The organism is Salinirussus salinus, assembly GCF_009831455.1.
In the GTDB taxonomy this organism is placed as follows: Archaea; Halobacteriota; Halobacteria; order Halobacteriales; family Haloarculaceae; genus Salinirussus; species Salinirussus salinus.
This window is the reverse complement of sequence record NZ_WOWO01000004.1, coordinates 630942-657021: the sequence shown is the minus strand read 5'-3', so window position 1 is coordinate 657021 and position 26080 is coordinate 630942. Positions and strand designations below refer to the sequence as shown.

The following is a 26080-nucleotide window of genomic DNA, read 5'->3' as shown; positions in this document are numbered from 1 at the left end:
CGGACCGACCCGCTTAAGCGTCACGCGTCGGGACCAGGTGCGGTGAGTCGGGAGGCTACTGCTCGACCCGTTCCCGGAGTTCGTCCAGTTCTGCCTGGAGTCTGTCGATGGCGTCAGTGGCCTCCTGTCTGGCGTCCTCGCTCATCTCCGATGTCGTGGTTCGCAGCGTCTCGAGGCCGGCTTCGAGCTCGTCGATCGTCTCGTTCGCTTCGTCGCGAACCCCTTCGCTCAGCCCCTTCGACCCCTCGATGGTCTCGTCCAGCTCCGCTTTCGTTTGGCGCTGTAGGCTGTCGAGCTGGCTATCCAGCGCGTCGATCGAGCTTTGCACGTCGGTCCGGAGTTGCTCGCCGGTCTCCTGTGATGCGTCGATCGCCTCGTTGACTGCCTGACGAACGCGGTCGAGGCCCTGTTCGAGTCGCTGGAATACGTCCGTTTCTTTACTCATGGTATGAATTTCTCTCTCAGAAACAATAAGTCGACCGGCCCCTGCGACTTGCTCGGGCCGGGCTGCCTTCCCGGCGTCCGAGTGGGCGTCCGGGTCGTTTAGGAGGCTCTGAACCCCCCGGGCGCCCGGCCGTCGGCACTCACTCCTGCCAGTCCTCGTGGACGAGGACGGTGACCTCCGAGCCGTAGGCGCGGATCCGGTAGACCGAGCGCTCGTACTGGGCGGCGAAGTCGGCGTCGAGGTCGTCGAGTTGCCCCTCCTTGGCGAGGACCATCGGCGGCGGGCCGTTCTCGCCGGTCAGCAGTTCGGCGGTCGACGTCGGGTTCACCACGTCGGGCTGCTGGGTCTCGCAGGTGACCGTCGCCTCGGCGGAGACCATGTACCAGTTCAGCGGGAGCGTCTCCGGCCAGTTCGTACAGATGGGGCGGAAGGCGAGCGGGTAGCGGTCCTCGCCGGCCTCCCGGACGAAGGAGTTCTCCGCCGCCTCGCTGTAGACCACCAGGTCGGGACCGTCCCCGTTCCCGGCGGCGACGGCCGCGAGCCGGTCGGCCACCGGGCCCAGGTCGTCGGCCGGCTGGGCGTACTGGACGAGGACGTTCTCCCGCTCGGTCGGCTCCCCGTAGACCGAGCCGAGGCCGACGGCACCCACCTGCAGCGTCGTCAGGAGGAGCAGTCCGGCGACCACCCCCGTGACCACGGTGTCACGGTCGGCGTAGAACCGCCCCCCGCGGACGACGAGCCCGGCCGAGACCAGCAGGACCGCGAGCGCGCCGACGTGTAGCCAGGTCGCGTCGAGGACCGGGTTCGCCGGCGGGACGGGGATCCCGGCCGCGAAGAGCCTCACGACCCCGTAGGCGAAGACGAGCGCCGGCCCGGCGAACAGCGCGGCGCTGACCGGGTCGCCGCGGGGCGCCGCCGCCCTCCCCCACCGGTAGACCCTCGCGACCCCGACCGCGGCCGGTACCGAGAGCGGGACGACGGTGTGGACGACGATCCACGCCCCGAAGACGTCGGTCCCCAGGGGGTAGCCGACGATCGATGCCAGCCCGGCGTAGCCGGCGAGCATCACGATGTTGCGCGAGCGGGGGCTGGCGTACCGTTCGTACAGGAAGCCGAACAGCGCGAAAACGCCGACCGCGGTCGCGTTGAGCAGGATCACCTCCAGGTACTGGCCAAAGAAGGAGGCGAAGGTGTCGAGAAACGAATCGCTGCCGGCGGCCGCTCCCCGGCCGAACCAGCTGACGTACTCCCACCCGGCGTAGGAGAGCACGTCGACGGCGTAGCCCGGGAACGCGAGCGGCCGGCCGAGGGCCTCCCACAGCCCCGTCCCCACGGTGACCTGGCCCGGCGGCACCTCGCCGAGGTAGATGCCCGCGAGCCCGTCACCGCGGGGGGCGAAGAGGAAGACGACGACCGCGACAAAGACGAGCGCGGCGCCGGCGAAGTGGGCGGCGGTGCGGAGATACCGCCGGGCGCTCGCACGCGGGGTCCGCAGCCGCGAGCGAAGCGCCGACGCCCCGTCCAGCGGCACCAGCAGGAGGCCGACGATGAGGTGTCCCAGCCGGCCGACCCGGGAGTTCCGGACCCGCTCCAGTCCGGTGCGGTAGGTGTGCGGGCGGTGGAGGCCGACGTCGAGGAGCAACGCGGCGGCGCCGACCCAGGTCAGCACGTAGATGACGGCGTTCTCCTTGGAGGCGAAGCCCAGCGCAGCGAGCGCCCCGAAGGCGTAGAGATACCGGACCCTGCGGGTGTCGTAGTAGCGGACCAGCACCCCCAGCCCCGCGAACATGAAGGTCGCCACCAAGATGTCGCTGCGCATGAACCGCGAGTAGTACAGCACCACGGAGTTGGCGGCGAGAAAGAGGGCCATCGCCACCACCTCGTCGCGGTCGAGGTGCTCGCGGAAGAGGTAGGCCGTCGCCGGGAGGGCGGCGCCGACGAGCGCGACCGGCAGCCGGACCGCGAAGTCGGTCGCGCCAAGCGCCGAGACGAGCACCTGGTCGACGTGCTGGACCAGCGGGCCGTGGACGATGGGGCGGTAGGCGAAGTGGCCGAACTCGTCGTAGTGGACGACCCAGTGGGCGACGCGGGCCTCGTCCCAGTGGGCCGTCCGGGCGCCGAGGAAGACCAGCCGTGCGAGGGCGGCGAGGACGACGGCGGCGACGATGACCTGCCACAGCTTCACCCGGCCGGCCGCCGTCAGCACGCGCTCAAGGGCGTGGGCCGACTCGTCGGCCGGGGGAACTTCGGACGGCGTCTCGTCTCCCGCGGTGTCGGTGGAGGGGTCCCCGTCGGAGGCGGGGGCGTCAGGGGCGGGCGCGTCGTCCTTGCGACGCTCCATACCCGCCCACGCGGGGCGGGTGGATAGAATCCTTGTGGTTTCAGCCGGGAGCGACAGGGGGTGGCGGGTCCGGGCGACGGACGAGCGGCTCGCGCAAACGGCAGGCCTTTTATCGCCCGGGACTGCCGGAGAGGTATGGTGCGCCTCGGACTGGTCGTCGCCGCGTACGACAAGAGCGGGGAGTCGGTCGTCGAGCGGATGGCCGAGCACGCCCGCGAGGCCGCGGCGGAGCGCGGCGCGACCCTCGCCGCGGAGCTCACGGTGCCGGGCTCCTACGACACGCCGCTGGCGGCCGACCGGCTGGCCCGCCGCGAGGACATCGACGCCGTCGTCGTCCTCGGCGCCGTCGTCACCGGCGACACCGACCACGACCAGGTGATCGCCGCGGCGGCCGCCCAGGGGCTGACCGACGTCAGTCTCGACCGCGACACGCCCGTCATGTGCGGGATCCTCGGGCCCGGCATGAGCCGGGCCGAGGCCGAAGAGCGGGTCCCCAAGGGCGGCGAGGTCGTCGAGAGCGCCATCGAGACCGTCGAGGAACTCGACCGCAGTCCCGTGGCCGAACCGGTATCCGACCACGATCCGACAGCCGACACCGACCACGACCCATGAACTTCGACTTCGCAGACCGCGTCGAGCGCGTATCGCCGAGTGCGACCCTCGCCATCAGCAACAAGGCGAGCGCACTCGAAGCAGAGGGCGTCGACGTCGTCGACCTCAGCGTCGGCGAACCCGACTTCGACACCCCACAGAACATCAAGGACGCCGCCGAGCGGGCCCTGGAGGACGGCAAGACCGGCTACACCACCTCCCAGGGGATCCCGCAGCTCCGGGAGGCCATCGCCGACAAGCTCGCCGGCGACGGGCTGGACTTCTACGGCCCCGAGAACGTGATGGTCACGCCGGGGGGCAAGCAGGCTCTCTACGAGGTCTTCCAGACCATCGTCGACGACGGCGACGAGGTGGTGCTGCTGGACCCGGCGTGGGTCTCCTACGAGGCGATGGCGAAACTCGCCGGCGGCCGGCTGACCCGGGTGGACACCGCCCAGTACGACTTCCGGCTCGAGGACGCGCTGGGCGACCTCACGGATGCGGTCACCGACGACACCGAGCTACTGGTCGTGAACTCCCCGGCGAACCCGACGGGCGCGGTCTACTCCGAGACCGCCCTCGAGGGCGTCCGCGACGTCGCCGTCAAACACGACGTGACTGTCATCTCCGACGAGATCTACAAGGAGATCACCTACGACGGCGCGGCCGCCACGAGTCTCGGGACCTTCGCCGGCATGCAGGACCGCACGGTGACGCTCAACGGCTTCTCGAAGGCCTACGCGATGACCGGCTGGCGGCTGGGCTACTTCGCGGCCCCCGAGGAGGTCGTCGACCAGGCCGGGAAGGTCCACAGCCACTCCGTCTCCTGTGCTGTCAACTTCGTCCAGCACGCCGGGGTCGAGGCCCTGGAGAACACCGACGACGCCGTCGTGGAGATGCGCGACGCCTTCGCCGAGCGGCGGGACATGCTCATCGACCTGCTCCGGAACCACGGCGTCACCGTCCCCGAGCCCCAGGGGGCCTTCTACATGATGCCCGCCGTCGCCGACGACGACCAGGCCTGGTGCGAGCAGGCCATCGAGGACGCCCACGTCGCCACCGTCCCCGGCAGCGCCTTCGGCTCGCCGGGCTACGCGCGGATCTCCTACGCCAACAGCAAGGACCGCCTGCGTGAGGCCGTCGCCCGGCTGGACGACGAGGGGCTGCTGTAGCCCTAACTGAGTTGGGAGTAGCGCTTTGTTGGCGGGACGGTTACCAGTTGTGAATGGCTCAATCCCGTCCCTCCTCGCTGACACACGACGAGAGCCGGCGCCGGCTGTACCGGATCATCGAGGACCCGGAGCTGTCGCTGGCCGAAAAGCGGGAGGGCGTGCTCGAACTCGGGACCGACTACCTCGGGGTGGACCTCGGGTTCGTCTCGTCGGTGGACCTCGTGGCCGGCACGTTCGAGGTGACGGCGAGCACCGACGACAGGGTCCTGCAGGAGGGCGCGAGCTTCCCGCTGTCGCGGACCTACTGCCGGAAGTGTATCGAGGCGGACTCGGCGCTTGCGGTCTCCGACGCGCTCGAGGAGGGGTGGAAGGAGGACCCGGCCTACGCCGAACACGGGCTGGGCTGTTATCTGGGGACGCCGCTGCGGGTCGACGGCGAGGTGGTCGGGACGCTGTGTTTCGCCGACGAGCGCACCCGTGAGCCGGCGTTTACCCCCACGGAGCGTGCGTTCGTCGAACTCGCCGCGCAGGTGTACGGCCGCGAGCGCGAGACCGCCGAGTACGAGCGGGAGCTGGAGCGCCGCGAGCGCGACCTCGACCGCCGCCAGCAGGCGCTGGAGCGCAGCGAGCGCAAGTACGAGTCCCTGGTCGAGGAGGCGCCGGACGCGGTCTTCCTCGCCGAGGCGGAGACCGGGACCATCGTCGAGGCCAACGAGGCCGCGGCGGAGCTGACCGGCTACACGGAGGGCGGGCTCGTCGGGCGGGGCATGGAGGTGTTCAACCCCGCCGAGGACCCGGCGTACTGGGAACAGTTCCAGCACTCCCTGGACGCCGACGGAAGTATCACCCGCCACGAGGACGGCACGCCGGTCCGGATCGAGCGGGCCGACGGGACGACGGTCCCCGTCGAGATAAGCGCCAGCTACCTCGAGCTGGACGGGCGGACCTACGTCCAGGGGATCGCCCGGGACATCAGCGACCGCCGCGAGCGCGAGGAGGAACTCCGCCTGAAAGACCGGGCCATCGACGCGGCGCCGGTCGGGGTCACCATCGCCGACGCCGGCGGCGACAACGGGCTCGTCTACGCCAACGGGCAGTTCCAGGAGATGACCGGCTACGGCTGGGACGAACTGGCGGGGGAGAACTGCCGGAAGCTCCAGGGCCCGGGGACCGACCGGACGCCGGTCGACGGGATCCGGGCGGCGCTCTCCGCCGAAGAGCCCGTCCACACGGAACTGCTGAACTACCGCAAGGACGGGACGCCGTTCTGGAACGAACTCCTGATCGCGCCTGTGGAAGACGGGCGCGGGGAGACCACCCACTTCGTCGGCTTCCAGCGCGACGTGACCGACCGCAAGCGCAAGGAGCGCCTGATCCAGGTGCTCAACCGCGTGTTGCGTCACAACCTCCGTAACGGAATGAGTGTCGTGCTCGCGCGCGCCCAGCACCTCCGCGAGGAACTCGACGGGGCGGCGGTCGACGGCGCCGCGGACCTCGATGCCATCACCGGCCGCGCGAAAAGTCTGGTCGAACTCGGCCGGAAGGCGAACACCATCAGCGGCGCCGTCGGGACCGAGGGCGAGGCCTCGGCGACCGACGTCGTCCCGGTCGTCGAGAGCGTCGCCAGCGAACTCCGCAGGGACCACCCCGACAGCGACGTGTCGGTGACCGCGCCCGGGAGCCAGCGGGTCGTCGCTCCGGGTGCGCTCCGGGCAGCGCTTTCCGAACTCGGCGACAACGCGGCCGAACACGCCGGACCGGGGGCGACCGTCGACATCGACGTCGACTCCGCCGGGGACGGGCGGGTCGCGGTCCGGGTCAGCGACGACGGTCCGGGGCTCCCGGCCGAGGAGCGGGAGATGCTCGAACGCGGGTTCGAGACGCCGCTGGAACACAGCAGCGGCCTCGGACTCTGGTTCGTCAACTGGGTCGTCACTGGCGCCGGCGGCGAGGTCAGCGCCCGCGTCGAGGACGGCACCACCGTCACCGTGATGCTCCGGGACGGGTCAGGGGACGGAGATAGCGACCGCAACGGCAGGCAGGCCGCCTTCGGGGAGTGAGCGGCGGTCTACTCGTCGAACGGCGAAGCGGGCTCGAGCCCGAGCTCCGTGACCCGCTCGCGGAGGAACTCCGCCCGCGGCCCCAGTTCCCCGGGCGCGTGGGCGTCGGTCCCGACCGTCACCCCGACATCGCGGTCCAAAAGCGCCTCGAGAAATTCCTCGGAGGGGTGGACCACGCCGATGTCCTGGAGCGCGCGCCCGGCGTTGAGTTCGGGAACCGTCCGGGAGTCGGCGAGGGCGTCGGCGACCCGGCGGTAGTGGTCGACCGTCGACCGCCCCCGGAGCGAGTCGGTCCGCTCGATCAGGTCGGGGTGGGCGGCGATGGCGAAGAGTTCCGACTCCACGAGGTCGACGAGCGCGTCGTAGTAGTCGTCGACGAAGGCCTCGAGTTCGCCCTCGTCCATGTCGGCGAACTCACCCTCCCACTGGACGAACGTGTCGTCGACGGAGTGGACGCTGCCGATAGCGTAGTCGAAGCCCGCCTCCGCGAGGAAGTCGGCGATCTCCTCCTCGCCGCGGGGGTCGTAGTCCATCTCGACGGCGTCGTAGACGTCGATGTCGCGGCCCTCGTCGAGGTACTCGATGGCCTCCCGGCGGCGCTCGTGGGTGGCGTCGAGGGTGAACCCAACCGTGTTCCGGGAGCGGCGCTGGCGTTCGCTGACCGGGAGCATGCAGTGGTCGGCGATGCCCACGCCGTCGAGCCCCGCCTCCTCGGCGGCGGCGGTCATCCGGAACAGGAAGGCGCCGTCGGAGTAGTTGGAGTGGACGTGGTAGTCCCGCATCAGTCGTCCCCCCGTTCGGTGGGCTGGGAGGCGGGCCGGTCACCGGAGTCGGCGTGGCCACGCTCCTGTAGCACGCGCTCGATGATCACGCCTGTCGAGAGGAGTTCTTCCTCGCCGGCCTCCCGACCGGACGCGCGGACGACCTCGCAGTCCAGCCCGCGGTCGGCGAGCGCCGCCGCGATGGCGTCCTCGTCGTGGTGCTGGTCGTGGCCGAGGACGATCACCGACGGGTCGATGTCGGCGATGGGGACGAAGTAGTCATCGGGATGGCCCAGCCGGGCCTCGTCGACGGCCCCCAGAGCACCGACCATCTCGACGCGCTGGCGGTCGGGGATCACGGGGGGTGTCTTGTGGGTGACGTTCTCCCCGCGGGCGACGATGACGTGTAGCTCGTCGGCCATGTCGGCGGCCTCCCGGAGGTAGTGGACGTGGCCGGGGTGGAGGATGTCGAAGGTCCCCTGGGCGACGGCGCGGTCGGTCATCGGCTCACCGCCCCCCGCGGGGGTCGACATCGAGGTCCTCCTCCCGGAGCTGCCGGTCGATGTCCGCCTGGGTGAAATCGAAGAACTCCTCCTCGGGGAGCGGGACGTCGAGCACCGGCAGGTCGACCGGCTGGCCCTCCCGGTCGTAGGCCTGCCAGTCGTCGGGGCCGTAGGGCGCTCCGAGGATGATGTGGACGCGGTTGCGCCCGAAGGTTCCGAGGTCGGCGTCGCTGGGCCGGAGCACCCCGTTGGGGTGGGAGTGGATCGAGCCCGCCGCGCGGGTGTCGTTCGGTACCATGTTCGTGTCGACAGTGGCGCTGACGGGGTTGGTCTCGGTGCCGGGGATGACCAGCACCTCCGTCAGCACGGTTCCCGACTCCTCCAGCCCGAGGTTCGAGGCGGCCTCGCCGCGGAGCAGCCCCATGTACTCGTCCGGGTGGGCGTCGCGGGCGGCCTCGCGGGCGAACTCGAGTGCCTCCTCGGCGATGCCGAGGACCTCACCCGAGCGAAACAGTCCCATGTTCCCCGCTGGGTGCGCGCTCCTTCTAAGCGTTCCGGAGTGTGCGGCACCGCTCCCGCCCGGGCCGGCGGGTCGGCCGGGAGTGGAGACCGAAGGGTAGAAACCCCGCTCGTTACGTCTAGCCGGTATGTCCCAAGCAGACGGCACCGGCGACGGTGCCACCGTCGTCTACGACCTCGCGTCGGGCTGTACCGTCTCCGACGTCGAGGAGGGAGCGCACTACCACGCGACCGTCAACGGCGTGGTCGACTACGGCGTCTTCGTCGACCTCTCCGAGGAAGTGTCCGGGCTCGTCCACGCCTCGAACCTCGTCGGCGACTACGAGGTCGGCGACGAACTCATCGTCGAACTGGCGACGATCCACGAGGACGGCGACCTGGGTTTCGAGGAGGTGCGGGTCACGGGCTACGAGACCCGCACCGTCGGCCGCGGCGACCGGCTGACGATGGCCGAACTCGAAGACGCGGTCGGCGGGGTCGGCCACATCGAGGGGCGGGTCGTCCAGGCCAAACAGACCGGCGGCCCCACCATCTTCCAGGTCCGCGACGAGACGGGGACCACGCCGTGTGCGGCCTTCGAGGAGGCCGGCGTGCGCGCCTACCCCGAGGTCGGTGTCGGCGACGTCGTCCGCGCGACCGGCGCGGTCGAGACCCGCGACGGCCACTCCCAGCTCGAGGTCGGCGACCTCGCCGTCCTGGAGGGGGCGGCCGCGGCCGACGTCGAGGACCGGCTCGAGGCCGCCACCGCCGAACTCGCTGCGCCGGCGGACGTCGACCCGCTGGTCGACTGGCCCGCGCTCGGCAAGCTCTACGACGACCTCCGGGAGGTCGCCCGCCTGCTCCGGGAGACCGTTCTCGAGGGACGGCCGATCCGGATGCGCCACCACGCCGACGGCGACGGCCTCTGTGCCAGCGCCCCCCTCCAGCACGCCCTGGAGCGGTTCATCGCCGAGACCCACGCCGACCCCGAGGCACCCCGGCACCTGCTCAAACGCCTGCCCAGCAAGGCGCCGTTCTACGAGATGGAGGACGTCACCCGCGACCTGAACTTCGCGCTGGAGGACCGCAAGCGCCACGGCCAGAAGCTGCCGCTCCTGTTGATGCTCGACAACGGCTCGACGGAGGAGGACACCCCGGCCTACCGGAATCTCGCCCACTACGACATCCCGGTCGTGGTCGTCGACCACCACCACCCCGACCCCGGGGCCGTCGAGGGACTCGTGGAGAAACACGTCAACCCCTACCTCCACGACGAGGACTACGCGGTGACCACGGGGATGCTCTGTGTGGAGCTGGCGCGGATGATCGCCCCCGAGATCACCGAGGACGTGCGCCACGTCCCCGCCGTCGCGGGGCTGGCCGACCGCTCGGAGGGGGAGGGGATGGCCGACTACCTCGACCTCGCCCGGGAGGCCGGCTACGACGAGGACCGCCTGCAGGACATCGGTGAGGCGCTCGATTACGCGACCTTCTGGCTGCGCTATGACGACGGTCGCGAACTGATCTACGACGTCCTCGACGTGAACTGCGACGACCCCGAGCGCCACGCCGACCTCGTCGACCTGCTCGCCGAGCGCGCCGAGCAGGACGTCGACACCCAGCTGGGCGTGGCGATGGAACACGTCACCCACGAGACCCTCGAGAACGGCGCCCACCTCTACCGGGTCGACGTGGAGGAACACGCACGCCGCTTTACCTACCCCGCGCCGGGCAAGACCACCGGCAAGGTCCACGACCGGAAGGTCGCCGAGACCGGCGACCCCGTCATCACGATCGGCTTCGGGCCGGACTTCGCGGTCCTCCGGAGCGACGGCGTCCGGCTCGACATCCCGGAGATGGTCGCCGAACTCAAAGAGGAGGTCGAGGGCGGCGGCGTCAGCGGCGGCGGCCACCTCGTCGTCGGCTCGATCAAGTTCGTGAAGGGGATGCGCGAGGAGGTCATCGAGGCGCTGGTCGGGAAGATGGCCGAGGCCGAACTCGACGAGGAACTCGGGAGTTCGGCAGCCGTTGCCGACGACTGAGTACTACGCGAACTCGATCCGGCGGGCCCGCCAGGCGGCGGCCAGGGCGGCAACCAGACACGCGACCGCGACGCCGGCCGGCAGCGTCCACCGGCCGCCCCGCCAGTCGGCCCGGAACACCCGCCGGAAGTACCGCGCGGGCTCCTCGCCCTCCAGGACGACTGCCACCTCCCGGTTCCGCCGCGCGGAGTAGTTGTTCCAGTTCAGGCTGCCGACCACGACGCGGTCGCCGTCGACGACCACCCCCTTGGCGTGGATCTTTTCGTAGCGGCCCCGCGGGGCCGCGACCCGTGCCTCGAGGTCCAGCCCCTCCTCGCGCGCCCGTCGGTTCAGGTAGGTGGTGATGTTGCGGTTGTCCTCGCGGACGTACCAGGCGCCGCTGAGCAGGACCCGCACCGTCGCGCCGCGGCGGGCAGCGTCGAGGGTGGCCCGCAGGAACGGCTGGCGGCGGCCGCCGACCGACACCTGCTCGACCCGGACGGATTCGGTGGCGTTCGCGACGAGGCCGACGACCGCCCGCTCGGCGTTGTCGGGCGCGACGAGTAGGCGCGCGCCCTCGACCCGGACCCGCCGCGGGTCGAACCGTCGCGGGTAGCTCCCGTTGGCCGGTGCGCCCCCGGCCGTGGTCGTCAGGTTCGGCTTCGCCTCCTGCCAGGGGACGGCGTCCTGCCAGCCGGCGTCGGCCCGGAAGGTGTCGACGAGCCCGCGCACGACGGCGGGCTGGCCGGTCACGACGCCCCACCCGCGGCTGCCGTGGCCGCCCGTGCCGGCGGCTTTCCAGTTCTCGGTCGTCACGAGCGCGTGGTCGTCGACGACGGCGTACTTCGCGTGGTGGAAGGCGTACCGGGCCCGCGGGCCGTCGAGCACGCGCACCTCCGCGCCCGCGGCGGCGAGGCGGTCCAGCCGGCGGGCCATCCGGGCGGACATCCCCCCGACCGGTCCGCCGTCGACGAGCACCCGGACGGTGACGTTCCGGCGGACGGCCGTAACCAGCGCCTCCGTCGCCGCCCGCGAGGAGAAGGTGTAGCCCGCGAGCAGCACCCGCCGGTCGGCCGCCCGGAGCCGGGAGACGGCGAGGGTCGGTGCGTCCGGCAACACGAACGCCCGCGCCCGGCCGGGGCCGGCGCCGACGACCGGGCGGTGCGTCGCGCCGAGCGGGCGCCACTCGCCGGACGCGTCGACCACCTCGGCCGCGGGGGCATTCGTGTACGAGAGGGTATCGACCGTCCGGTTGCCGCGCTGCAGCCGGAGCGTCTCGCCGGAATTCGAGAGCGCGAGCTCACCGGGGAGAGGGCGTGCGGACCGGCCGGTCAGGCGCTCGGTCGCGTTCGGAGCCGTCGAGAGGGTGACACGGCCGCTCGCGGTCCCGTTCAGCGCGACAGCGCCCTCGCCGTCGTCGAGACTGAAGCCGTCGAGGCCGGTTCCCGGCGGAACGGAGAGGACGACGAATTCCCCGCGGTCCCCGTCCGCGACGGGGTTCGGGTAGACCGCGTCGATCCCGGGAGTGGAAGGACCGTCTTCGGCGGACCGTGGACCGTCTTCAGGGGCCGGCGAGTCCGGTTCCGGTCCGTCGACGGTCGCGGCTACCGGATCCGCGGCTGCCGGCGGAGAGAGCCAGAGCCACGCGACCGCGAGGGCACAGACGGCCGCGGCCGCGAGCGCGAGGGTACGGACGGGGGGGACTGGCGGACGGCGCACGCGGGGTCTGGCCCCGCCTTCCGATAAAAGGGTACGCCCGAGGCGGAGACGAGGACCGGGAGAGTCAGACGCCGGCGGCCTTCTCGGCCTCGGCCTGGACGATGTAGGAGCGGTCGTCGGTGTACCCGGCGGCCACCTCGAGCGCGCGCTCGGTGCCGACCTGATTGAGCGCCCAGGCGGCGCTGGCCCGGACCTCGTCGGCGTCGTCGTCGGCGAGCACGTCCGCGAGCGGGTCGATGGCACGCGTGTCGCCGATCTGACCGAGAGCGCGGGCCGCCGCCGAGCGGATGTCGGCGCTGTCAGCGACGAGGCGGTCGGCGACCGCCTGGGTGGAATCGGTGTTTCCGATCGCGCCCAGCGCCCGCAGCGTCACGAGTTCGAGTTTGACGTCGCCACCGCCGAGGAAATCCTCCAGGGTCTCGCAGGCCCGCTCGTCGCCGATCCGGCCGAGAATGCGGACGGCCTGGTGGTCGCGGCGCTCGGCGCGCTCGTGGACCGCCTCGAAGGCCTCTTTCGGGGCGATGTGCTCGAGCGCGTCGAGGATGTTCTCCTCCATGAAGTCGGACTCGAAGGTCTCCAGCGCCAGCAGGATCGGCTCGACCTCGCCGGCCTTCTCGTAGAGTTTGACCGCGTTCCACTCCGGGGGGTAGTCCTTCCGGTTCTCCGGGTCGAGCACGTCGTAAAAGCCCTGCGCGTCGAGCTGTTCGCGGACGGTGAGGTCGCTCCAGACCTCCGCGGCCTCCAGGTCGGACTCGAGAGTCTCGGCGGCCTCCAGAAGCCCCTCGATGGTCTCCGCGTCCTCGTCGGGGTCCAGGTCCAGCCCGGCGACGGTCTCCCGGGCGGCGGCGAGGTCCTCGGCGACCTCCTCCGGGGTCTCCCCTTCGGCCGCGAGCTCCAGGCCCGCGGCCTCGTTCGCGGCCTCGAGGAAGGTCCCAACGGCAGCGACCGCCGCGTCCTCGCCGTCCTCGGTCCACTCCGAGCCGGTCAGCGTCCCCTCTGCGTCCTCGAGGATGGCCGTTACGTCCTCGAGGTAGGGGCCACGCGCTTCCTCCAGGTCGTCGCGGAGCTCCGACAGGCGCCCCTCGATGCGTTCTGCCGGGCTCTCTTCGTCCTCGTCGTCGGGCTCGGGGAGGTCGGCCTCCTCGAGTGCGGCCTCGACGGCGTCGAGTTGCTCCTCGACCGCGTCCAGGTCCGCCTCGGTCTCGGCCGCCTCCAGCGCCTCGGCAGCCTCGTCGAGCCGGGCGTCCATGGCGTCGGCGTCGAGCGCCGGCGTCTCGGCGTCCTCCCCGTCGGGCTCCGAGTCGTCGGCCCCGGCCTCGTCGGTGTCCTCGCTCATACGTCCATCTGCGACAGGTCCGGGTGTAAGCGTTACTGTTCGGGATCGAGGCGCCTTTTACCGCTCGGCCCGACTTTAGGGTATGAAGCGACGGACCCTCCTGGCAAGCCTCGGAGGCGCCGCAAGCGCCGGGCTCGCGGGGTGTCTCGGCGGGTCGGAGGCACTCGCCGACAACGAGATCGGGATGTCCACCCGGGCGTTCAAGCCGATGAGCAAGACCGTCGAGACCGGGACGACGGTGCGCTGGCGCAACACCGACCGCGGGGTGCACACGGTCACTGCCTACGGGGACGACATTCCCGAAGAGGCCGAGTACTTTGCCACGGGCGGGTTCGACTCCGAGCAGGCGGCCAAGAACGCGTGGTACAACAGCACGGACGGCGGACTCGACCCCGAGGAGACCTTCGAGTACACCTTCGAGGTCCCCGGCGAGTACGACTACTACTGCATCCCCCACGAGGCCGCCGGGATGGTCGGGACGGTCGTCGTCGAATGAGCTGTCGCTGTGGGACGGCTGTCGGTCGTAGCAGCTGTCCGGGGAGCTACCGGTCGGCCTCGGCCAGCCAGCGGACCACCTCGTCGTAGGACATCTCCCGGTCCAGCCCGTCGTGTTCGAGCATCGCCTCGTGGAGCCGCTCGAGGGTACGCTCGCTGAGGTCGACGGTTACGCTCGCCTCGCTCACCGTCTCCAGGTCGACGGCGCAGTCGGCGTCGGCCGTGATGTCCACCGCCGCGTCGGTTCCCCGGCCGAGGAGATTGACCACCTCCCGGTCCTCGTCGTACCGGACGTACGACCGTTCGACGAGCTCCGGGATGTGTCGCCGGCTGAGTTCGCGCTCGATTGCCTCGAGCTCCTCCTCCGGGGCGGCCACGGAGCCGTCGTGCTCCTGGGCCGCCACCGCCGTGGCGATGTCGCGGACCGACATCGATACGTGGCGCTGCAGCTGTCGCAGCGCTATCTCCTGATACGGGTGCGGACAGTCCCGCGGTGCGTGTGGGTCGCCTGGCATGTGTACTCCCCCTTCGCCCGGCACGGTCGCCCCGCCGGGCACGCAGGCTATCATACGACCGGATACTCAAAATACCCCGCCCTAGGTACCTAGGTCCGGGCGTCCGAAGACAGCGGTTCCCTCGACGAGCGCGCCGACCAGCCGGCCGTGAGCCTTCCGGACGTGCTGGTGGAGGGTCGGCGCGGAGACCTCCAGCGCGTCAGCGAGGTCCTCGGCGGTGGTGCCGCGTGGCCAGTCGTAGTAGCCGGCGTGGTAGGCGGCGCTGACGACCTCCTGCTGGCGGTCGGTAAGACGGTCCCAGACCCGGGGTTCGTCGGCCCGAACGGAGAGCTGCTCGCCGGTTCCGTCGCGCTCGCGGTCGCGCTTGGAGACGACCTCGAAGGCAGGGCAGGTCGCGGTGACGGCGTCGGCGACGGTGGCGGTATCGGCCCCGTGGGCGAAGTCGGCGACGACCGTCGTCCCCGCCGGCGAGAACCGGCCGCGGCGGACTGCTCCCCCGTGGTCGATGAGCACGGCGAAGGGGCACCTGCCGGTGTGACGACACTGGACGCGGTCGGCCTCCCCGTTCCCGAGTGCGCGCGCGAACTCGACGCCGTCGACCCCCGCGAGCGCCTCCGCGACGGCCTCGCCGTCTGCTCCCTCGACCCCCAGGTGAAACAGCGACGTCTCCTCGCCGACGCGGGCGATGTCCTTCAGCTCGAGAGTGCACTCCTGAGCCGTGGCCACCTGCGCGAAGGGCGTGGTCGGCGGCGTCTCGTCGAACCGGAGTTCGACCGTCCGGTCGCCCCGGAGCAGCCGGCGGTTCTCGATGGCGGTGACCGCCTGGCCGACCCGCCGGCCGAGCCCCGAGAGGACCGACCGTTCCCGGTCGGTGACGGCCTCGGGGTCGGCGTGCTCGACGGCCAGCACCCCGTGTGTGGTCGACCGGTAGGTCAGCGGGACGACCACGACCGACCGGCGCCGGGCGTCCCCGTCGGCGTCCGCAGCCGCGTCTCCGTTCTCCCCCCCGCCGCCCGTGCCGGCCTCCCCGGCGTGGTCGACGACCTGTGTCTCGCCCGTCCGGACCGCCCGGGCGACCGGGTCCTCGCCGTCGGGAGTCGAATCGACCCAGTCATCGGGTAGGCCCGCGGCCGCCCGCGGGCGCTGCCGCCTCCCGTCGGCGTGTGCGTCGCCGACCCAGGCCCCGGTGTAGGCCGCCGACTCCGCCAGGCGCTCGCAGAGCTCGGACTCCAGCTGTGCCCGGGTCGCGGCCCCGGTCAGCGTCTCGGTCAGCGGCTGGACGCTCGCCACGACCGTCTCCAGGCGCGCCAGCTTGTCCCGCTCGCGCCGGAGCTGGCGCTGGCGCTCCATCCGCTCGGTGATGTCGCGCGCGACCGCCATCCCGGCGACGACCTCGCCGGCCTCGTCGCGGACCGGCAGGGTCCGGACGTGGTAGTGCAGGCCCCGGTAGCTCTGGTCGAAACTGTTCTCGACGCCCTCGAGCGCCTCGCGGTAGTAGTGGGCCAGCTCGTCGGCCACCCGGTCGGGGAGGAGGTCGTGAGGGGTCGCCCCCTCGAAATCCTCGGGTGCCGGGTCGAGCGGGTTCAGACCCGCGCCGCCGGCCAGCGTGTACCGCAGGTCCTCGTCGAACAGGAAGACCGCACCGTCCGGGAAGTTGTTCACGAGCGTCTCGTACCGGCTGTTGGCCCGCTCGAGCTCGCGCTCCCGTTCCTTCCGGTCGGTGACGTCGCGGGTCACGCCGTAGACGGCGACCGGGTCGCCGTCGTCGTCGGTCTCGACGCGCCCGCGGGCGGCGTGCCAGCGGACCTCGCCGCCGCGCTCGACGCGGAACTCAGTCCCGTACTCCCCCGCCGTCGCGGTCGCCTCGGCGACCGCTCCCCGGACTGTGTCGCGGTCCTCGGGGTGGACCTGTGCGATGAAATCCTGAAAGGTCCCGACAGCGTCACCGTACAGTCCCGCGGAATCGGGGTAGTAGGTGACCTCGTCGGTCCCGACATCGCGGTTCCAGACGACCGCGTCGGTCGCCTCCAGAGCGAGCTCCATCCGGTCGCGCACCGCCCGGAGTTCCGTCTCGCGCTCCACCCGGTCGGTGACGTCACGGAAGATGTTGAGCGTGCTCCCGTCGTCGGCGAAGCGGACGATCCGGGCCTCGAAGACCCGCGGTTCCTCGAATGGCGCCTCGACCTCGAACTCGTGTTCGGTCTGTCGGCCTTCGCCAGCCGCGAGGTCGCTGTAGACCCCCTGCCACTCCTCGACTGTCTCGCGGGAGACGGCCCCCTCCTCCACCAGCACCGACGGCAACGCGCCGACAATCGTCTCGCGGTCCAGGTCCGTCGCCTCGAGGAACGCGTCGTTGACGAGCGTGAAGCGCCCGTCGCCCCCGACGGCGAACATCGGGTCGGTGGCCGCGTTGACCAGCGTCTCGTACCGTTCGAGCTCCCGCTCGCGGACCTTCCGGTCGGTGACGTCGCGGGCCACGCCGGCGATGCCGTCGAAGGCTCCCTCCCGTCCACGCAGCACCGAGAAGTGAAAGGAGACGTCGAGGAGGCTCCCGTCACGGTGCTTGCAGGTCGCGTCGACCGTGAGACTCCCCAGGTCGGGGTTCTCCCGGAGCCGGTCGACCACCTCCCGCGCGCGCTCGAACTCCCCCGAGACCGAGAAGGTCCGGGCGTGTTCGCCGACCAGCTCCGCCGGCTCGTAGCCCAGCATCGCCGCGAAGGAGTCGTTACAGAAGTCGATGGTTCCGGTCTCGTCGAGGGTGTACAGCCCGTCCTGAGCCCCCTCGACCAGCGACTCGAAGGTCCCCAGCCGGTCGACCAGGTCGACGTGTCCGGTCACCTCCCTGACCACCTCCAGCCGGCGCCGTTCGGCGAGCCCGTCCGGCCTGTGTGTCTCCAGCCGGTAGTGGCGGGTCTCCCCGTCGACGGGGAAGCTGAGATACCGGGCGAGTCCGCTCGCCTCGCGCTCGACGTACCGCCGTGCGCCGGGGATACCCCCGACGGCGGCCGCCAGCCGTTCGTCGAAGCCGCCCGCCCCGTCACCGGCGTCGCCGCCGTTACCGTCGCCACCGTCGCTGCCCCCGGCAGCCTCGCTGGTGGCGTCGCTCTCGGCTTCGGGGGTAGGTCCCTCGGCCGCGTCGGAACCCGGGAGGACCGTCCCGAGGGGCGCACTCGCCCACTCGACGGTCCCGTCCGGGGCGACGAGGTAGTACGCGGACGCGTCCCCGAGCGGCCCGTCCGTGCGGTCGAGGGCCGGCGCGAGCGCACTGTCTCCCGGGTCGGCGCCGGTCACGAGGCTGCGGACGCGCTCGCAGTAGAACCGGCGTCTCGACTCGTCGCCACCCTTCTCGACGACCGTGTCCGCGGCCTCGAGCAGCGGGCTCGGAACCCCGCCGAGGTCGTCCACGTAGAGCGCGACCGGGGCGCGGTGTGCCACCAGCCGGTCGGGGTCGACGCCGCTCGCTCCGTCGACCAGCAGACAGTCGGCGTCGGGCTCCTCGTCGGGGTCACCGGCGACGACCTCGACCGGCCGGTCGAGGACGGACCGGAGCGTCTCCACGACCCCGTCGGCGTCGGCCGGCCCGACGCGGAGCAGCGTCAGTTCGGCCGCGGTGGCAGGGCGAGCACTCTCGCTCATCCCCGCTCACCCTCCGGCGTCCGCCGGACGGGCGCCAGGGGTGGCGGCGTCGCTCCGTGCCTACAGAAAGCTCGTGGTCGGCGTACAGACAGGGTCGCGTGAACGGTAACCATACCCCCGGCTGTCGGCGCCGGGGCTTGAATGTGGCGGGTAGCCGTGGCCTACTCCTCGACGTCGACGCTGGTCTCCTCCTCGGCAGCGACCTCCTCCGGCCGGGCCTCGAGCGTCGCCTTCGCCACCTCGACGCGGCGCAGCGGGTAGACCGTCTTCGCCTCGTTGTAGATGGCCGAGGACAGCCGTCCCTCGACGATGCTGTCGAGCAGGTCCTCGAAGGTGCGCTCGGCGCCGGCCTCCTCGACGAGGTCGATCATCGTCCGGCGGATCGCCTTCTTCTGGGAGGCGTCGGCCTGCTTTGTCGTGAGCGCGACGGGCTGGACCTGGACGCGGTAGTCGTCGGTCGTCAGCACCGTGATGTAGGCCTCGACCTTCGAGGAGCCCCGCCGCACCAGGCTGCGCAGGTAGTCCCGGGTGAGTTCGTGTTTGACGAACTCCGTGTAGGCGCTGTCGCTGGCCACCTCCGTGATCTTGAACTCCAGTTTGGTGTTGTTCTCGCTGGCGTCGTTGCGGATGTCGCCGAGGGTGGTCTCGATGGTCCGCCCGAGCACCTTGTCCGGCTCGTCCGCGACTGTCTCGCCGAGCTCGGCCCGGTCGAACTGCTCCGGGGCGAGCACGTCGTACCACTGCTTCTGTTGCTGCTGTCGGGATACTGATCGTTCGCTCATGTGTCGTGTGGGTTCGTGTCCGCTGTCTCGGTCGTGTCTGTTGTCTCGGTGAGCTGTGCTGCCGTCCGGAGGTTCACCACGTAGTCGTCGACGGTGGCCCGCAGGCCGCCCGTACGCTCCCGTTCGACCGTCGTCACGACCGTCCCGTCCTCGACGGCAGTGTGGATCCGGTCGGTGTTGTCCGGCCGGACCGCTCGCGCGATGGCGGTGGCCGCGGCCTCGCTGCCGTGCTCGGTGCGGAGTTCGACCCGTCTCATAGCGCCTCCCTGAACGCGACGGCGAACTCGGTCGTGTCAGCCCGGAACCGCGCCCGGGCTGCCCGCGGCGTGCCGGCCGCGGTCCCGCCGACGGCCTCCGCCGCCGCCGCGGTGACGCGGCCGGCGTCGACCCCGTCGGCCGCGTGTGCCGCCGCCCGGCCGTCCGCGACCGCGAGGACGACCGGTTCGGGCGACCTGAACTCCGCGAGCAGGCGGGCGACGGTCCCCAGCGGCGGGTCGTGGTCGGGGTCGCCGGGCTCGCACTGCGCGACGAACACCCCGTCGTACCGGGCTGTCGTCGCCGCCACGAGCGTCGCGTGTGCCCGCCGGCCGTGGACGCGCCACGCCTCGATGGCGGCCTCGCGGTCGCCCGCGCCGGCCGCCAGCGCGACGCCTAGCCCCGGCCGCGTCCGGGCGAGCGCGTCGAGTACGTCCGCGTAGCCGCCGGCAGTCCGGAAGGGGCCGCCGGCGTGGGGGCGCAACAGGCGTTCGACCGCCGTCGCGCCCCTGGGTGTCGACTCCTCTGCGACCGCGAGCGCGACGAGCGATGCGCGCTTGCGCCGTGTGTCCTCATCGGTCCCGCTGTCGGCGGCGTCGAGGACGGCGGCTGCGGCCTCCCGGTCGCCCGAGAAGGAGCCGTGGGCGAGTGCCGTGTGTGCCAGCCCGTCGACCGGGTCGGCCGTCGGCACCGCCAGCCCGGGACGTCGCTCGGTGTCGGCGGCCTCGAGAGGGACGCCGCCCGGTTCTGCGCCGGCGGCGACCGTCCCTGCGAGCGCGAGCCACGGGTCCGCCCCGCCCAGCGCGTCGGCGACCGCGAAGGCGAGCCGGCTGACCGGGGCGTCGGTCACGGCGACGTCGCCGGTCTCGAGCCCGAGTCCGACCGTGCAGTCGGCTCCGGTCGCCCGCTCGGCGTCGGCCGGGAAGGCGGCGACGGTGGCCTGGTACGGCCCCTCGACCGCGCGAGCGAGCAGGCCCGCAGCCGCCAGCGCGTCGCCCGTGGGTGCGGCGACCAGCCGGAGGAAGTCAGCGCCCCGGAGCCGCGCAGCGACGTCGCTGGCGGCGGGGGCGGACGCATCCGGCCGGTCGGTCGTCGACATGTGGCTCCTTACAGGATGTCCTTGGCGGTGTCGTAGCTGTAGGTGAACTCCTCGTCGACCTCGTCGCCGCGGTAGTAGTCGACCAGGCGGCGGATCTTCGACTCGGTGTTCTGGAGCGCGCGCTTGTTCTGGTGGTCGGTCGGGTTCTCGTCCATGTGCTCGCGCAGGCGGACGGCCCGCTCCATCAGATTGCGCAGGTCCTCGGGGTACTCGGGGTCGGCGTCGTGCTCCTCGAGGATCTCGGTGAGTTTCTTGTCGGTCGCGAGCTTGACGTCGGGGACGGGCGTGCCGTCGACCCCTTCGTCGCGGAGTTTCAGCCCGATCTCCGAGGGGCTGTGTCCCTGCTCGGCCAGTTCGACGACGCGCTCCTCGACTGCGTCGGCGTCGACGTCGCTCCACTCCGGCGGGTCGTCTGCCGCGGGCCGGTCGGACCCGGAGGAACCGCGGCGTCGTGAGTGCATTCGTGCCATGGTTGGGTTGGAACTACGGACCGCTGGCGTTGCGCCTGGTGGCGCGGACACCACCGCAATCCCAAGCTCCGCGAGGCGGTGAAGCCGCCTCGGTCAAAACGAACGGCGGAGCCGTGAGCTGCCCAAGCGGACAGCGTGTCAGATTTGCGGCCGTGTGTTCCCACCGGAGACTGTCGACTCGCGGTGAAAACAGTTTCCATCCGCGAGAGGCGCACCGAAAGCGGGTCGCTGGCACTCGTATTGGCCAGAATAGGTAGTCTTAGCGGCTTTCCAGTCTGTTTTCGTATTTGATGCTGTGGCCACACGATTTATGTTCTGATACCAAGTAGTCACACCGAATGCGGAGTTTACCAGCCGGATCCGGCGCACGCGAGGGGGGGCGCGGGCAGTCGTCGGTCATCGGCGTGGTGCTCATCCTCGCGCTGGTCATCGCGAGCATGACCGTCATCGCGACCGTCGGCGGGCTCGCGCTGCTGGACACCGAGGACGAGCTCTCGGTCTCGCGGGCGGAGAAGGTGATGACCCAGTTCGACTCCCAGAGTGCGCTGGTCGCGCTGGGCGAGACCAACGCCCGCCAGACACAGCTCGCCTCGGGCAACGCCGGCGAGTACACCCTCGACGAGGACGCCGGCTGGATGCGGATCTCGATCAGGAATACGAGCGCGAACGCGACGGGCGAGCCGACGAAGATACTAAACAGCAGTTCGCTGGGCGCAATGGTCTACGAGACTGATGGGGTCCGGATCGCATACCAGGGCGGCGGCGTCTGGAAGAAGGGCGAGGGCGAAGCGGTCATGGTATCGCCGCCGGAGTTCCACTACCGGGGCCAGACGCTCACGCTACCGGTAGTCAACGTGACCGGCGACGACCAGGTGAGCGGAAAGGTGAACGTCCGACAGGGAGGGATCTCGCAGGAATATCCGAACGAGACGTTCGTCAATCCCGTTCCGGCGGAGCGGGAAGTCGTCGTGACGGTCAAAAGTGAGTACTACCGTGGCTGGGGCACGTACTTCGAACGGCGGACGGACGGCAACGTCAGCTACGACGACGCGAACCAGACGGCAGCGATCACGCTGACGGTCCCGATCGAGGAGAGTTTCGATAACGCGGTCGCAACGACCGACAACAACGGTATAAACATGAGCGGCAATTCGCAGATCGATGGACCGACCGAGACGGGCGTCAGTAACCCCTCGGCAAGCGGTCGCATCGAGACGCGGATCGATACTTACGATGACGGCGCGTGCGGAACGTTCAGCAACTGCACGAAGCTCGTTGACGGAAACGCGAGCACCATCGACAACGGGGTCAAGTACGTCGACGGCGACATCTCGTTCGGGAGTAGTACAGTCTTCGACACCTACGACGGCGACATCGACATCGTCGTCAACGGAAGCGTTACGTTCGACGGAAGTGGTGGACCAGGCACCGAAGACCACGAAATCAATGCGAGCGGGGACGTAACTATCTACGCCAAGGGCGACTTGAACATCAACGGGAATGCAGGAGTCAACACCAACGGCAGCCCAAGCGACCTACTCACCCTTCTGCACTCTGATGCCGACATTGCTGCTGCGTCGGGGACACCGCAGTATACTGGGGCGATCTACGCGCCGAACAGTAAATTCGAGATCAACGGCGGTGGCGCCTGCGGAGCAAGCGGAGGCGGCCCACCGGAGGGGGTCGGTCCACCGGAGAACGGCGGTCCGCCGGGCGAGGAAGATGGTAGCGAAGATGACGACGATGATAGCGGCAACAGCAAGTGTGACGGGAATGTCGTCGGTCCTGTGGTTGTCGAAAAAGCAGACCTCCAGGGTAATGCGAAAATCAAGTACGACGGAAATGTCGATTTCCGCGTGAAGTTCGAGGAGCCGGCGGCGATCACGTACCTACACGTCTCCGAAACGAAAATAACGGTCAGTGACGGTTAGCGCGTCAGCGAGACGGATATCTTGGTCTTCGCCAGCGAGAAGACGTCTGGACTTCCTCCGGGGATGCTCGGGTCGTCCGGGTCTCCTGCAGGGAGCAACTGACAGTGGACGGTACTGTTTCCCGGGTCCGTGATAGGGCAGGCAACCTGTTGCCGACTACTCAAAGCGGTCTGCCACGCACGCCAGTGTGTCGAAGTCACGTTGACCCAGATGTCATCGTACGTGGTGTTCCGTTCGAGCAGGCGACGGTTCTGAGGTTGAGTCGTCGCACGGACAAGCGCGGTCGAACCCGACACGGCAGTGGTCCCCTGTGACCTCACCTGCGGAAACGTAAGCAGAACCCGGTCCGTGGTGGTGACAAACGGTGGTTCGCGCAACACCGCACCTGAGCCGTTAGGACCCGACAACGAGAAGACCGCACCGCTGTCGTAGACGAGTCGCCGGTCGCCCCCACCACGGTAGATGACGGAGTTGGTATACAGCGGCGAGGCCCTTTCCCGGTCACTCCCGTTATACCAACTCACGTTGAACCGTGTCGTTTCCTGTGCGACCAGCTGTGCGCTGCCGAGCTGGATCTCCGTGCTCCGGCTGGGCGCGCCCTCGCGGTAAATGTCTCCCATGTTGTCCGCGAGCAGGTCGAACGCGCGCTTTGCGTTCTCGATCTGCTCGGCCTCGCGGGCGTCCTGAAGCACCGATACCCCGCTGACCGAGACGACCCCGACCGTCGTGATCACGAGGCTGATGACCAGCACGTAGCCGACCACCTCGCTGACGCTGCGGTCGTCGGCGGCGAGCGAACGGTTACGAGTCATCGAGTCTAATTTCCTCCGTATCGGAATCGTAGACCACCGCCACCGAGCCGCTCCCGACCGTCGAGTCGGCGAGGTCTGTTCGGTTCGATATCGGGATCGAGACCGAGACGTCCGCCCCGTCGGCGGTCAACACCAGCGTCGGTTCCTGTGCGGCCTCGAGTTCGACCTGGTAGCGCTCACCGACCGCGGCAGTAGGGATAGAACGGTTGATCCGGGCAGTCGTTACGCCGTCGCCGGCGGCGGCCATCCGGTCGACGCGCTCGACGTCGGCCGCGAGTCGCTGGCCGACCACGGAGAGTTCGTTCCGGACGACGCTCTCCTGTTCGCCCTCGACGAAGTTCCCGCCGGCGATCAACAGCCCCGTCACGAGCACCGCCGAGATGGCGATCGCCAGCACGTAGTTCAGGGTGATCGAGGCCGCCCGCTCGTCCTCAATCATCGGGCTCACCCGGCGCGACCCGGATATCGGTCTCGTAGACGAGATTTGCCGTCCGGTAGGTGTACTCGACGGTCGCCGAGTAGAGGACGTTTTCTTGAGTGGGGGCATCCCCGATGTCCGAGGTTGTGTCGACGGTGAGGGAGTAGGTTCCCCTGATGTCGCCGCTATTGTCAAACTGAATGTCGTACGTTTCGAATCCGTCGGTTCCACCGCTGACGTTCCGCGCGAACACGAGCGCATCGCAGGGTTCCCCCGCGAAGAGCCCGGCAGTAACATTGATTTTGAGGTCTTCAGAGGATGGTTCGGGTGCCGTACAGGTCGTTGAGAAGCTGTCGGGGCCGTCGGTGTACGTGACTGTGAGGTTGAGCGTACTGCTCTCCTCAGCGAGTGCGAGTCGCCACGTGTCGTCCGACGACGTGTCCGTGAGGTTAACCGTGAACGGATCGTCGTCGGGGTCGTCTAGCTCGTCGGTATCGCTGACATAGATGTCGAACTGTCGTGCGTTATCCACGCTCTCGGCAACAGTCCAATTACCCGTACCGCTGGTGTTCGTGAAGTCTCCAGCAGTATCTTGAAACACCCGCTTCCCGTCGGTCTCCCCCACGTACGCATAGTCGACAGCACGACCGGCCACCGACTGCTGGTAGGCGGACGCGTTGCTGAGGTCCCGCACCGCGGCGCTGAATTCAGTTTCTATCTTACTCCTGTCGTCGCTGTAGTTCGCATTCGCGTGTTCCAGCAGGTCCCCGACCATCTGCTCGGCCTGCTGGCGCTGCTGCAAGGCGTCGCCACCCCCGGCGGTGTCGCCGCGGGTGGCGAGATTCTGGGTGAAGATGGCCCCGTTGATGACCACCGAGAGGGCGACGAACGCGACCGCGAGCGCGAAGGCAGTCACCAGGATGATCTGGGCGCGGTCCCTGTCAGGGCTGGTCTCGCTGCCGGTCCCGGGACTGCCGGGAGGGCTCAGACCCGCCACACGACCACCTCCACGCGAACGACGTTATACAGATCCGAATCGTAGGTGTCGGGGATGTAGAAGTCGGTGTTGTCGTCACCGATCCGGGCGTTGCTGTCCGGCTTGCCCTGAGCAGTGTAGAGGTGGTCGCTGTCGTCAAGCACCGTCGTCCACGATGCCGAGACCGCATTGTCGGAGGGGACTCCGTTGTAGATGAACCGCTGTGTGTCGGTCCCGCTTTGCGTTCTGTACTCGAAGTTGACGTTGTAGGCGATGCCCTGGGAGGTGAACGTCCGGTTCAGCATCTGCGCGAAGGTGACATTCGGGCGCGTCCCCTCGTAATAGCGGTTGTCGCCGTCCGTACCGTGGAATCTTCCGTTCTCACCCACATCCGGGTTCCAGTACAGCACCGCCGGCTTGAGTGTCCCGTTCTCGGCGGCCGCCGCGAGCAGTCCCTGTGCGCGCTCCTGTTGCTGGTTCTCGATGTGCTGGCTGGAGGTGCTCGCCGAGAGGGGCGTCACGGCCGTCGACTGCAGCGCGAAGAGCACGCTCGTCAACAGCAGGAGTGCGCCGATGACCGCCTCCAGGGTGTGGGCCTGCCCGCGGTCGCCGCCACCGGCGGATTCACGGGGCGGGAGTCGGCGCATCTACCACACCTCTACGACCAGGATGGCGTCCCGGCCGGCCAGCGAGACCGCCCGCCGGGCGGTGATGGTCGAGTCCTCGCCCGTCGGGTCGGGGCCGGCGGCGAGGGCGACGTCGCCGGTCCCGGTGTCACAGTCCGACAGCGCGACCAGCCGGCGGTCGTCCTCGTCCCAGCACAGCGTCCCCGGCGTGTCCGTGTCGGTGGGCGGGCCGGTGACGTTGCCAACGACGGTGACGTTGAGACTCTTCCTGTCCGGGACGCCGACCCGGTCGTTCAGCGAGTCGTTCTCGTAAGCGCAGTCGGCGGGGACGGAGCCGCCGTTCAGCGAGTCGAAGAAGGCCCGCGTGCAGAAGGTGTCCAGCACGTAGGGGTCGGCCGGCGAACCCAGCAGGTCAGCCGAGAGTTCGTCGGCCACCCGGTTCGTCGTGACGGTGTCGTCCTGCGGGTTCCCCGTGAAGGGGGTGACCGCACTGGAGACAAAGAGGAAGACGAACCCGACGACGCCGACGAAGATGACGGCACCGACGGCGAAGTCGAGGGTGGTCTGTCCTCTCATAGCTGGCTCGGCGGGTGCGGACACCGGTGATACCTCGCGTGT

23 protein-coding genes and 1 pseudogene are annotated in these 26080 nt (G+C 70.0%); 6 read left to right on the top strand and 18 right to left on the bottom strand.

Going from position 1 to position 26080, the window contains the following annotated elements; genetic code table 11:
* Positions 1–55 precede the first annotated feature (55 nt).
* Both GN153_RS17190 and GN153_RS17185 read right to left on the bottom strand, forming a co-directional pair.
* On the bottom strand, positions 56–445 hold the full coding sequence (locus tag GN153_RS17190) for a hypothetical protein (protein ID WP_159904947.1): 390 nt from the start codon (positions 443–445) through the stop codon (positions 56–58).
* 139 nt (positions 446–584) lie between these two features.
* Complete coding sequence (locus tag GN153_RS17185) at positions 585–2786, bottom strand: flippase activity-associated protein Agl23 (RefSeq protein WP_159904945.1); 2202 nt, start codon at positions 2784–2786, stop codon at positions 585–587.
* A gap of 135 nt (positions 2787–2921) precedes the next feature.
* Between GN153_RS17185 and ribH the strand changes: the two are divergent.
* The 3 genes and pseudogenes from ribH to GN153_RS17170 form a co-directional block, all read left to right on the top strand.
* A pseudogene (gene ribH, locus GN153_RS17180) lies at positions 2922–3332 on the top strand (6,7-dimethyl-8-ribityllumazine synthase); the annotation flags it as partial.
* 62 nt (positions 3333–3394) lie between these two features.
* The gene (locus GN153_RS17175; RefSeq protein WP_159904941.1) at positions 3395–4549 is read left to right on the top strand and encodes a pyridoxal phosphate-dependent aminotransferase; all 1155 of its coding nucleotides are present in this window, start codon (positions 3395–3397) and stop codon (positions 4547–4549) included.
* A gap of 53 nt (positions 4550–4602) precedes the next feature.
* Positions 4603–6609: a PAS domain S-box protein gene (locus GN153_RS17170; RefSeq protein ID WP_159904939.1), complete on the top strand. Its 2007-nt coding sequence runs from the start codon at positions 4603–4605 to the stop codon at positions 6607–6609.
* Between the two features lie 8 nt (positions 6610–6617).
* On the opposite strand, the gene GN153_RS17165 is transcribed toward GN153_RS17170, so the two are convergent.
* From GN153_RS17165 to GN153_RS17155, 3 genes are read right to left on the bottom strand one after another with little or no spacing between them, the layout of a single operon-like run.
* Positions 6618–7391 carry a PHP domain-containing protein gene (locus GN153_RS17165; protein WP_159904937.1) on the bottom strand — a complete coding sequence of 258 codons (774 nt, stop codon included), beginning with the start codon at positions 7389–7391 and terminating at the stop codon, positions 6618–6620.
* Complete coding sequence (locus GN153_RS17160; RefSeq protein WP_159905083.1) at positions 7391–7873, bottom strand: adenylyltransferase/cytidyltransferase family protein; 483 nt, start codon at positions 7871–7873, stop codon at positions 7391–7393. The genes GN153_RS17165 and GN153_RS17160 overlap by 1 nt, the downstream gene beginning before the upstream one ends.
* A gap of 4 nt (positions 7874–7877) precedes the next feature.
* Positions 7878–8393, bottom strand: a complete 516-nt coding sequence (locus GN153_RS17155) for a Mov34/MPN/PAD-1 family protein (RefSeq protein WP_159904935.1) — start codon at positions 8391–8393, stop codon at positions 7878–7880.
* A 127-nt stretch (positions 8394–8520) separates the two neighbouring features.
* Here GN153_RS17155 and GN153_RS17150 point away from each other — a divergent pair, with 127 nt between their 5' ends.
* Positions 8521–10413 carry a DHH family phosphoesterase gene (locus tag GN153_RS17150; protein ID WP_159904933.1) on the top strand — a complete coding sequence of 631 codons (1893 nt, stop codon included), beginning with the start codon at positions 8521–8523 and terminating at the stop codon, positions 10411–10413.
* Positions 10414–10416: 3 nt separating this feature from the next.
* Here GN153_RS17150 and GN153_RS17145 read toward each other — a convergent pair whose 3' ends face one another.
* Both GN153_RS17145 and GN153_RS17140 read right to left on the bottom strand, forming a co-directional pair.
* Positions 10417–12111 (bottom strand): phospholipase D-like domain-containing protein, encoded by a 1695-nt coding sequence (locus GN153_RS17145; RefSeq protein ID WP_159904931.1) that lies wholly within the window; start codon positions 12109–12111, stop codon positions 10417–10419.
* A gap of 64 nt (positions 12112–12175) precedes the next feature.
* Complete coding sequence (locus GN153_RS17140) at positions 12176–13447, bottom strand: HEAT repeat domain-containing protein (protein WP_159904929.1); 1272 nt, start codon at positions 13445–13447, stop codon at positions 12176–12178.
* An 82-nt stretch (positions 13448–13529) separates the two neighbouring features.
* Between GN153_RS17140 and GN153_RS17135 the strand changes: the two genes are divergently transcribed.
* Positions 13530–13943, top strand: coding sequence for a plastocyanin/azurin family copper-binding protein (locus tag GN153_RS17135; protein ID WP_159904927.1), 414 nt, complete (start codon positions 13530–13532; stop codon positions 13941–13943).
* Between the two features lie 46 nt (positions 13944–13989).
* Here GN153_RS17135 and GN153_RS17130 read toward each other — a convergent pair whose 3' ends face one another.
* The 6 genes from GN153_RS17130 to GN153_RS17105 form a co-directional block, all read right to left on the bottom strand.
* Entirely contained in the window at positions 13990–14457 is a 468-nt protein-coding gene (locus GN153_RS17130; protein ID WP_159904925.1) for a DUF7344 domain-containing protein, read from the bottom strand.
* An 81-nt stretch (positions 14458–14538) separates the two neighbouring features.
* Complete coding sequence (locus GN153_RS17125) at positions 14539–18093, bottom strand: PAS domain S-box protein (RefSeq protein WP_159904923.1); 3555 nt, start codon at positions 18091–18093, stop codon at positions 14539–14541.
* Positions 18094–18254: 161 nt separating this feature from the next.
* The gene (locus tag GN153_RS17120) at positions 18255–18875 is read right to left on the bottom strand and encodes a 30S ribosomal protein S3ae (RefSeq protein WP_159904921.1); all 621 of its coding nucleotides are present in this window, start codon (positions 18873–18875) and stop codon (positions 18255–18257) included.
* Positions 18872–19132 carry a KEOPS complex subunit Pcc1 gene (locus GN153_RS17115; RefSeq protein WP_159904919.1) on the bottom strand — a complete coding sequence of 87 codons (261 nt, stop codon included), beginning with the start codon at positions 19130–19132 and terminating at the stop codon, positions 18872–18874. The genes GN153_RS17120 and GN153_RS17115 overlap by 4 nt, the downstream gene beginning before the upstream one ends.
* Positions 19129–20229 carry a hypothetical protein gene (locus GN153_RS17110; RefSeq protein ID WP_159904917.1) on the bottom strand — a complete coding sequence of 367 codons (1101 nt, stop codon included), beginning with the start codon at positions 20227–20229 and terminating at the stop codon, positions 19129–19131. Before GN153_RS17110 ends, GN153_RS17115 begins: the two co-directional genes overlap by 4 nt.
* Positions 20230–20237: 8 nt before the next feature.
* Positions 20238–20699 carry a 30S ribosomal protein S15 gene (locus GN153_RS17105; protein ID WP_159904916.1) on the bottom strand — a complete coding sequence of 154 codons (462 nt, stop codon included), beginning with the start codon at positions 20697–20699 and terminating at the stop codon, positions 20238–20240.
* 338 nt (positions 20700–21037) lie between these two features.
* Between GN153_RS17105 and GN153_RS17100 the strand changes: the two genes are divergently transcribed.
* Entirely contained in the window at positions 21038–22630 is a 1593-nt protein-coding gene (locus GN153_RS17100) for a DUF7289 family protein (RefSeq protein ID WP_159904915.1), read from the top strand.
* On the opposite strand, the gene GN153_RS17095 is transcribed toward GN153_RS17100, so the two are convergent.
* From GN153_RS17095 to GN153_RS17075, 5 genes are read right to left on the bottom strand one after another with little or no spacing between them, the layout of a single operon-like run.
* Positions 22627–23442 (bottom strand): DUF7289 family protein, encoded by an 816-nt coding sequence (locus tag GN153_RS17095; RefSeq protein ID WP_159904914.1) that lies wholly within the window; start codon positions 23440–23442, stop codon positions 22627–22629. The two genes, GN153_RS17100 and GN153_RS17095, sit on opposite strands and share 4 nt — an antisense overlap.
* Complete coding sequence (locus GN153_RS17090) at positions 23432–23881, bottom strand: DUF7266 family protein (protein WP_159904913.1); 450 nt, start codon at positions 23879–23881, stop codon at positions 23432–23434. Before GN153_RS17090 ends, GN153_RS17095 begins: the two co-directional genes overlap by 11 nt.
* A complete protein-coding gene (locus tag GN153_RS17085; RefSeq protein ID WP_159904912.1) occupies positions 23874–24857 on the bottom strand; it encodes a DUF7261 family protein in 984 nt (327 codons plus the stop codon). Before GN153_RS17085 ends, GN153_RS17090 begins: the two co-directional genes overlap by 8 nt.
* Positions 24845–25483, bottom strand: coding sequence for a DUF7288 family protein (locus tag GN153_RS17080; RefSeq protein ID WP_159904911.1), 639 nt, complete (start codon positions 25481–25483; stop codon positions 24845–24847). Before GN153_RS17080 ends, GN153_RS17085 begins: the two co-directional genes overlap by 13 nt.
* Complete coding sequence (locus GN153_RS17075) at positions 25484–26038, bottom strand: DUF7287 family protein (protein WP_159904910.1); 555 nt, start codon at positions 26036–26038, stop codon at positions 25484–25486.
* Positions 26039–26080 lie beyond the last annotated feature (42 nt).